Origin of the sequence: Rothia kristinae NBRC 15354, assembly GCF_001570865.1 — a bacterium.
Lineage (GTDB): Bacteria > Actinomycetota > Actinomycetes > Actinomycetales > Micrococcaceae > Rothia > Rothia kristinae.
Map to the genome: position 1 here is coordinate 1 of NZ_BCSM01000026.1, position 8,243 is coordinate 8,243.

An 8,243-nucleotide genomic window follows, 5' to 3' on the forward strand; every position below is an offset into this window, starting at 1 on the left:
GGGGGGGGGGTGGCTCAGCGGCGTCGGGCGGTCTTCCCGGCCCCGGTCTGGCGGGCGCGCAGGGTCTTCTCCTCCACCGGGGCCTCGGAGCTGGCCCGCAGGTCGCGGTAGTAGGCCCGGGCCTCCTCCTGCCGCTCGGCCTCGATCCCGGAGGAGATCTCCGCGCGCAGGTGCTCCTGCTCGTAGCCGAAGGCGGCCACCAGATCCAGGGTGTAGGGCTCGATCCGGTCGATCAGACGCAGGATGTAGGACTCCACGGTGCGGGCCCGCTGGGTGGAGAGCAGGCCGTGGGAGAGGTACCAGCCGAGGTTCTTCTCAATCAGGGTCATCCCGAACAGGTCCCGCAGCCAGGTCAGCACCTCGGCGTTGACGCCCTCGGCCTCCTGCACCGCCCGGTGCAGAGCCTCCCACTGCAGCAGCTCCGCGTGCGAGCGGGCGGCCTCGATCAGACGCACCTGCTGGGAGTTGAACACCTCGGCGGCGTCGGCCTTGGACATCTTCCGGGCCGGGCGCAGTTCATCGGCGATCCGGCCGATCAGGTTGTCCACCCGGGCCCGCATCAGCTGCGCCTGGGCCACCGGATCCTTCAGCGCGTTCGCGGACTTCCGGGCGTCGGCGGTGTCCTGGACCGCCTGGGCCACCCGGCGCAGACCGGAGCGGTTCAGGGCGAGGTCCTCGGCGCGGGAGGAGACGTACTTGGTGATCGAGCCGAAGTCGGCGCCGGCGAACTCCTTGGAGTAGTCCCCGAGCAGGCGCTTGCCCACCAGCTGCAGCAGGATGTGGTTGTCCCCCTCGAAGGTCGCGTACACGTCGAGGTCCTGGTAGAGCCCGGTGAAGCGGTTCTTGGTGATGAACCCGGATCCGCCGCAGGCCTCGCGGCAGGTCTGCAGGGTGTTCAGCGCGTGCCAGGTGGAGATGGGCTTCAGCCCCGCCGCGAGGGTCTCCAGCTCGGCCCGGGACTCCGGGGTGTCGTTGTCCCCGCTGAACACGTCGTGGAAGGCCTCCAGCAGGTCGTGGTGGGCGAAGGAGGCGGCGTAGGTCTGGGCCAGCAGCGGCAGCAGCCGACGCCGATGCAGCTGGTAGCTCATCAGGGTCGCCTCCTCCCCGGCGCCGTCGTCGAACTGGCGGCGCTGGTAGGCGTAGGTCAGCGCGATGGACAGTCCCACCTGGGCCGCCTTGGTCGAGGCCCCGTCCAGGGAGACCCGGCCCTGCACGAGGGTGCCCAGCATCGTGAAGAAGCGGCGGCCGGGGGATTCGATGGGGGAGGTGTAGGTGCCGTCCTCGGCGACGTCGCCGTAGCGGTTGAGCAGGTTCTCCCGCGGGATGCGCACGTGGTCGAAGGCCAGCTGGCCGTTGTCGATGCCGTTCAGGCCGCCCTTCATGCCGTCGTCGGCGGACTGCACCCCGGGCAGCAGGTTCAGCTGCGCATCGCGGATCGGCACGAAGAAGCAGTGCACCCCGTGGTTCACGCCCTGGGTGATCAGCTGCGCGAAGACCGTGGCGGCCTGCCCGTGCACCGCGGCGTTGCCCAGGTACTCCTTCCATGCGGCTTTGAAGGGGGTGTTGATCACGAACTCCTGCGTGTCCGGATCGTAGGTGGCGGTGGTGCCGATCGCGGCGACGTCCGAGCCGTGCCCGATCTCGGTCATCGCGAAGGCCCCGGGAATCTCCAGGGACATGATCCCCGGCAGCCACTTGCGGTGGTGCTCCTCGGTGCCCAGCTGGTGCACGGCGGCGCCGAACAGGCCCCACTGCACGCCGGCCTTGATCTGCAGGGACGGGTCGGCCGCGACCAGCTCCTCGAAGCCGGCGATGTTGCCGCCGGGGTTCTCTCCGCCGCCGACGTAGGCGGGGTAGGCCCGGTGCACGGACTGGTTCTGCACGAGGATGCCCAGCTGCTCGAAGACGCGCTGGCGCTGATCGTGGTAGGTCAGCTCGGGCTGCTTCCACAGCGCCGGGTCCTTGATCAGCTTCCGGGTGTCCTCCCGCTCCGCCCGCCAGCGGCCCATCAGCTGCGCGTAGAGGGCGTCGGTGTCCAGGGTGCGGGCGTGGTCCGGGCGGGGAGAACGACGGCGCTCGGGGACCTCGCGGTTGGTGGCGGCATCGTCGGCGGGGGTCGGCTCGGGTGCGGTGCGGGGGTGCTCGGTGAGGGTCATGTCTGCGGTACTCCTTCGTGTCAGACGGGGTCGGATTCCGCTGGATGCGGAGGGGAGTTGGGGGGGGGGGATCAGCCGGTGGGTGCGGGCATCGGGGACAGCACCCAGGCGCTCAGCTGCCGGACCAGCAGGTCGCGGTCGGGGGCGGTGCCTGCGGCCACCTCTCCGGCCCACTGCTCGGCCGCGGCGTGCACCAGGCCGACGACGGAGCGGGCCCAGTAGTGCAGCAGGTGAGCGGCCTGGTCGGGGTCGGGCAGCCGGGCGGCGAGGGCCTGATCGGGGACCGGGCCCAGCGCCTCCAGCAGCAGCCGCGAGACGTGGTCGGCGAACAGCCCCAGGCTCGCGGTCGGTCGCTGGGCCTCGGAGGGTCGGGACCAGCCCAGACCCGCCTGGGAGGTGACGAAGGCGTGCAGTGCGGGGGAGCGCTGCACGAGGACCAGGTAGACCTCGATCATCCGGGCGACGACGGCGCGCGGCGGGGCGCTGTCCTGCGGATCGCGCCGGACCGCTTCGGCGATGCGGGCCTCCAGGTGCGCCAGCAGGGATTCGCCGAGGGCCTGGCCCAGCCCGTTCTTGTCCCGGAAGTACCGGTAGAAGACGGACTTGGAGGTCCCGGCGTACTGCGCGATCTCCTCCATGGAGGCCTCGGCGCCGATCTCGTGGATGGCTCGTCGGGCCTTGCTCAGCAGCTCCTCGCGGCGGGCGACCCGGTGCGCCTCCCATCGGGTGCTGCGGCCGTCGCGGGTGCGGTAGGGGCCGTGACCTGCGGGGCGGTGGGCTGCGGTGTTCACGATACGCAGAGTATCAGGTACTCTGTCCTGTGTCAGTCCAGTCACATCTGCCGGCGCGCGGGACCCACCCGCACGCCCCGACGATCCGGAGGATCCCTTGTCAGCAGCAGAAGCTTTCGTCCTCGGCGGCAACCGCATCCCCTTCGCCCGCTCCCACGGCGCCTACGCCGACGTGCCCAACCAGGAGATGCTCACCGCCGCCATCGACGGGCTGGTCGCCCGCTGCGGGCTGGCCGGGGAGCGGGTCGGGGAGGTGGCCGCCGGCGCCGTCCTGAAGCACGCCCGCGACTTCAACCTCACCCGCGAGGCCGTGCTCGGCTCCGCGCTGGATCCCGCGACCCCCGCCTTCGACGTCCAGATGGCCTGCGCCACCGGGGTGGAGACCGTGTGGAACCTGACCAACAAGATCCGGCTGGGCCAGCTGGACTCCGGCATCGCCGGCGGCGTGGACACCGCCTCGGACGCCCCGATCGCCGTATCCGAGAAGCTGCGCCGCGCCCTGCTGGCCCTGGGACGGGCCAAGACCGTCAAGCAGCGCCTGGCCGCCGTCGCCGCCCTGCGCCCCGCCGACATCAAGCCCGAGGCTCCCGGGACCGGCGAGCCGCGCACCGGCCTGTCCATGGGGGAGCACCAGGCCATCACCACCGCCGGCTGGGGCATCACCCGCGAGGCCCAGGACGAGCTGGCCATGAACAGCCACCGCAACCTCGCCGCCGCCTACGACCGCGGCTTCTTCGACGATCTGCTCACCGGCTTCCACGGTCTGGCCCGGGACAACAACCTGCGCCCGGACTCCTCGATGGAGGCCCTGGCCAAGCTCAAGCCCGTCTTCGGCCGCTCCCTGCCGGAGGAGGCCACGATGACCGCCGGCAACTCCACCCCGCTGACCGACGGCGCCTCCGCGGTGCTGCTGGGCAGCCGGGAGTGGGCCGAGGCCCACGGGCTGGCCCCGCTGGCGAAGGTCGTGGACGCGCAGGCCGCCGCCGTGGACTTCGTCTCCGGCGCGGAGGGCCTGCTGATGGCCCCCGTCTACGGCGTGCCCCAGCTGCTGGAGCGGCAGGGCCTGAGCCTGCAGGACTTCGACTTCTACGAGATCCACGAGGCCTTCGCCGGGACCGTGCTCTCCGCCCTGGCCGCCTGGGAGGACGACGAGTTCTGCCGCACCCGCCTGGGCCGGGACGGAGCCCTCGGCGCGATCGACCGCGCCAAGCTCAACGTCAACGGCTCCTCCCTGGCCGCCGGGCACCCCTTCGCGGCCACCGGCGGACGCATCATCGCCTCCCTGGCCAAGCAGCTGCACGAGAGCGCCGAGCAGACCGGCAAGCCCCAGCGCGGCCTGGTCTCCGTGTGCGCCGCCGGCGGCCTCGGCGTGGCCATGATCCTCGAATCCGCCTGATCCGCACCCCGGGGGCCGGCCCGGCGCCCCTCCCGGCGCCGGGCTCGGTTCCCATCATCCCCGGCCCCGCCCATCGTCCGCGGCCCCCGTCAGGGCCGCACCACCCACGCCCCAGGAGGCGACGAGAGACCATGAAGGACTCCTACACCCAGCTGGTCAACTCCCCGATCGGCAAGAAGCTGGCCGAAGCCCTCGGCCTGCCCCGACCCACCGCCCTGCGCCGCGACGAGCCCGGCGCGCCGCTGCTGGCCGACCCCCGCGTTCTGGTCGTCGGCGGCCCCGCGTCGGATCCGCTGGCCCGGCGTCTGCTGGCCTGGGACCTCGAGGTGCACCGGCACCCCAGCCCCGGCACCACCTACGGCGCGATCATCGCCGACTTCACTGCCGTGACCGACCCCGGCCAGCTGCAGGAGATCGCCCTGGGCGTCGGTGCGGCGCTGCGCAGCCTGGGCTCCTCCGGGCGCATCGTGGTGCTGGGACGCACCGGCAGCACCGAGGACGACCCTGAGCTGGTCGCCGCCCAGGCCGGCGTCGTCGGCTTCATGCGCTCCCTCGCCCACGAGTCCCGCCGCGGCGCCACCTGCAATGCGCTGCTGCTGGACGGGGACTTCGGCCTCGACGCCCCGGCGCTGGAGGGCCCGCTGCGCTTCCTGCTCTCGGCCCGCTCCGCCTACGTCTCCGGTCAGCCGCTGGTGGTCGCCGCCGCCGATGGCCCGGGCGCCCCGGACCCCGAGCGTCCGCTGGAAGGCAAGGTCGCCGTCGTCACCGGCGCCGCCCGGGGCATCGGCGCGGCTATCGTGCGCCGCCTGCACGCCGACGGCGCCCGCCTGCTGCTCGTAGACGTGCCCGCGGCCGGGGAGGCCCTGGCGACGGTGGCCAACGAGGTCTCCGGCCAGGCCCTGCAGCTGGACATCACCGCCGAGGACGCCGGCCGGCGCATCGCCGAGACCGCTCGGCGCGCCTTCGGCACCCTCGACGTCGTGATCCACAACGCCGGCATCACCCGCGACAAGATGCTGGCCAACATGGACGCCGCCCGGTGGGGCTCCGTGCTGGCCGTGAACCTCTCCTCCCAGCTGCGGATGAACCGCCAGCTGCTGGAATCCGGGGCGCTCGGGCAGCACCCGCGCATCGTGTGCCTGGCCTCCACCAGCGGCATCGCGGGGAACAAGGGCCAGACCAACTACGCCGCCTCCAAAGCCGGGATCATCGGCATGGTCGCGGCCGAAGCCGAAGACCTCGCCGAGACCGGAGGGACCATCAACGCGGTGGCCCCCGGATTCATCGAGACGGAGATGACCCGGGCCATGCCGACCGTGACCCGCGAGGTCGCCCGTCGCCTGAACTCCCTGTCCCAGGGCGGGCGCCCGGAGGACGTGGCCCAGGCCGCGGCCTTCCTCGCCTCCGACGCCGCGGCGGGGGTCAACGGACAGACACTGCGCGTGTGCGGGCAGTCCATGGTGGGGGCGTGATCCGCGCGATGCCCAGGATCTCCCTGCCCACGCCCTTCTCCTCCTCCCGATCCACCGGCTCGGCCGGGCCCGCCGGACCCCTGGGAACCCTGGGCTCGGTCGTGCGCCACGAGGCCTCCGGCGCCCTGCGCTCGCGCCTGCCCGGGCGGGGCCGCACCCGCCCGGACGCCCTGCCCGACCCCCAGGCGATCACCCCCGTGCGCCAGCGGGTGCAGGCCGACGCCGAGCGGGCGGCGGCCTTCGCCCGCTGCGTGGGAGCCGCACCGGCCGAGCACCTGCACGCGGGATTCCTGCACACGCTGACCTTCCCCGTCTCCATGCGGGTGCTCACCGCGAAGGCCTTCCCGCTGCCGGTGCTCGGCCTGATCCACCTGGAGAACACCGCGACGGTGCACCACCCGGTGGGCGCCGACGAGCAGCTCACGGTCCGCTCCCGGATCCGGGAGTTCGGGCGCCACCGGCGCGGCGTCACCGTCACCGTGCTCGCCGAGATCTGGGACGAGTCCGGACGGCTGGTCTTCTCGGACGAATCCCTGTACCTGTCCAAGACGGCCGACCGCGGCGCGGGCGAGGGTTCCGCGTCGGCGACGACCGACCGTCCGGATGCGCGGGAGGGGGCTCGGCTGATCGGGCGCTGGCGTCTGCCCGGCGACATCGGGCGCCGCTACGCCGCGGTGAGCGGTGATGCCAACCCGATCCATCTCAGCGCCGTGAGCGCCAAGGCCTTCGGGATGAAGTCCTCCCTGGCCCACGGGATGTACTGCGCCTCGCGGGCCCTGGGGCTGCTGGTCTCAGACCCCGGCGCGGCCGGGACCTGGCGGGTGGCCTTCGGATCCCCGGTCTTCCTGCCGGCCGCCGTGGACCTGTGGAAGGTATGCGATCCCGAGCCCGACGGGCAGACGGCCGTGCGCGGCATCGGGCGCGGGGCCCGGCAGCACTTCGAGGTCTCCTTCGGCCGTCCGTCCTGAGGCGGCCCCCGCCCCCGTCCCGCGGCTCCGCGGGGCGGGGGCGGGGCTGGCGGTGCGGAAGTTGCACAGCGTCGAGCCAGCAGGTAAGTTTCTACTCGTTGTCCGGCGCCCCCAGGGGACGTCAGACGGCATGCGCGCGGGTGGCGGAATAGGCAGACGCGCTAGCTTGAGGTGCTAGTCCTCGTATTAGAGGGTGGGGGTTCAAGTCCCCCCTCGCGCACGCGAGTCATCACAAGGCCCCGGAACCGATCCAGGTTCCGGGGCCTTCGCCGTACCCGGCGGGGTGCGGTCGCGTCTGTGCGGGTTCGTGTGGGGTGCCGCGGCAACATCCACGTCATAAACCCACAGAAACCCACAGAAACCCTCACTCAGGTGGCATCATGGTGCGTGGTATCGGCCCGTCGACGAAGAAAGCGGCCGAACGTCGCAGGAAAGGGAACACCATGACCGTCACCCAGGATCGTCCGTCCACCAAGCTCGGCATCGTCGGAGCGGGCGGCGTCGGCTCCGCCATGGCCTACGCCTCCGTGATCCAGAACGTCGCCCGCGAGGTCGTCCTCTACGACATCGCCGCCCAGAAGGCCGAGGCCGAGGCCCTGGACATCGCCCACGGCTCGCTGTTCGCCTCCAACGTCCGGATCACCGGCGGGGGAGACCCGGAGCTGCTCAAGGGCTGCGACATGATCATCATCACCGCCGGCGCCCCCCAGAAGCCCGGGCAGACCCGCCTGGAGCTGGCCGGGACCAACGTCAAGATCCTCGAGTCCATGATGCCGACGCTGCTGGAGCAGGCCCCGGACGCCGTCTACATGCTCGTGACCAACCCCTGCGACGTCCTCACCGTCGTCGCCCAGCGGATCTCCGGGCTGGGCGCCCACCAGGTCTTCTCCTCCGGCACCGTGCTGGACTCCTCCCGGCTGCGCTGGCTGATCGGCAACGCCGCCGGGGTCTCCAGCGACTCGGTGCACGCCATGATCGTCGGCGAGCACGGGGACTCGGAGTTCCCGCTGTGGTCCTCCGCCACGATCGGGCAGGTCCCCGTGGACCAGTGGACCGGGGATGACGGCTCCGCCCTGTTCACCGACGAGGTCAAGGACACCCTGGGCCACGACGTCATGCGCGCGGCCTACAAGGTCATCGAGGGCAAGGGCGCGACCAACTACGCGATCGGCCTGTCCGGGGCCCGCATCGCCAAGGCGGTGCTGCAGGGTCAGGACGCCGTGCTGCCGGTGTCCACCGTGCTGGAGGGCTACCAGGGCATCGACGGGGTGGCCCTGTCCGTGCCCTGCGTCGTCGGCTTCGGCGGCGTCCGGCGCGTGCTGGAGGTGCCGATGGACGAGGCCGAGACGAAGAAGCTGCAGGCTTCGGCGCAGACCCTGCGCGAGTCCCTGTCCAGCCTCGGGTACTGACAGCCGAAACCCCCAGCGAGAGGCCGATCCGGCTGCTCGCCGACGCCGCGT

6 protein-coding genes and 1 tRNA gene are annotated in these 8,243 nt (G+C 72.3%); 5 read left to right on the top strand and 2 right to left on the bottom strand.

Annotated features, from left to right (window positions below):
- Positions 1 to 14 precede the first annotated feature (14 nt).
- Entirely contained in the window at positions 15 to 2,156 is a 2,142-nt protein-coding gene (locus KKR01S_RS10295; RefSeq protein ID WP_061225932.1) for an acyl-CoA dehydrogenase family protein, read from the bottom strand.
- 71 nt (positions 2,157 to 2,227) lie between these two features.
- Positions 2,228 to 2,947, bottom strand: a complete 720-nt coding sequence (locus tag KKR01S_RS10300) for a TetR/AcrR family transcriptional regulator (RefSeq protein WP_165596173.1) — start codon at positions 2,945 to 2,947, stop codon at positions 2,228 to 2,230.
- 97 nt (positions 2,948 to 3,044) lie between these two features.
- On the opposite strand from KKR01S_RS10300, the gene KKR01S_RS10305 reads away from it, so the two are divergent.
- The 5 genes from KKR01S_RS10305 to KKR01S_RS10325 all read left to right on the top strand — a co-directional run bounded on the left by KKR01S_RS10305 (position 3,045) and on the right by KKR01S_RS10325 (position 8,192).
- A complete protein-coding gene (locus KKR01S_RS10305) occupies positions 3,045 to 4,343 on the top strand; it encodes an acetyl-CoA C-acetyltransferase (protein ID WP_058731587.1) in 1,299 nt (432 codons plus the stop codon).
- A 131-nt stretch (positions 4,344 to 4,474) separates the two neighbouring features.
- A complete protein-coding gene (locus KKR01S_RS10310) occupies positions 4,475 to 5,815 on the top strand; it encodes a 3-oxoacyl-ACP reductase (protein ID WP_061225933.1) in 1,341 nt (446 codons plus the stop codon).
- 8 nt (positions 5,816 to 5,823) lie between these two features.
- On the top strand, positions 5,824 to 6,783 hold the full coding sequence (locus KKR01S_RS10315) for a MaoC family dehydratase (protein ID WP_129357500.1): 960 nt from the start codon (positions 5,824 to 5,826) through the stop codon (positions 6,781 to 6,783).
- A gap of 134 nt (positions 6,784 to 6,917) precedes the next feature.
- Positions 6,918 to 7,003 (top strand) — tRNA-Leu (locus KKR01S_RS10320).
- Positions 7,004 to 7,226: 223 nt separating this feature from the next.
- Complete coding sequence (locus KKR01S_RS10325; RefSeq protein WP_058731590.1) at positions 7,227 to 8,192, top strand: L-lactate dehydrogenase; 966 nt, start codon at positions 7,227 to 7,229, stop codon at positions 8,190 to 8,192.
- Positions 8,193 to 8,243: the final 51 nt, after the last annotated feature.

Coding starts and splice junctions, on each gene's coding strand:
- KKR01S_RS10295 (WP_061225932.1), bottom strand. CDS start 2,156: ATGACCCTCACCGAGCACCCCCGCACCGCACCCGAGCCGACCCCCGCC.
- KKR01S_RS10310 (WP_061225933.1), top strand. CDS start 4,475: ATGAAGGACTCCTACACCCAGCTGGTCAACTCCCCGATCGGCAAGAAG.
- KKR01S_RS10315 (WP_129357500.1), top strand. CDS start 5,824: ATGCCCAGGATCTCCCTGCCCACGCCCTTCTCCTCCTCCCGATCCACC.
- KKR01S_RS10325 (WP_058731590.1), top strand. CDS start 7,227: ATGACCGTCACCCAGGATCGTCCGTCCACCAAGCTCGGCATCGTCGGA.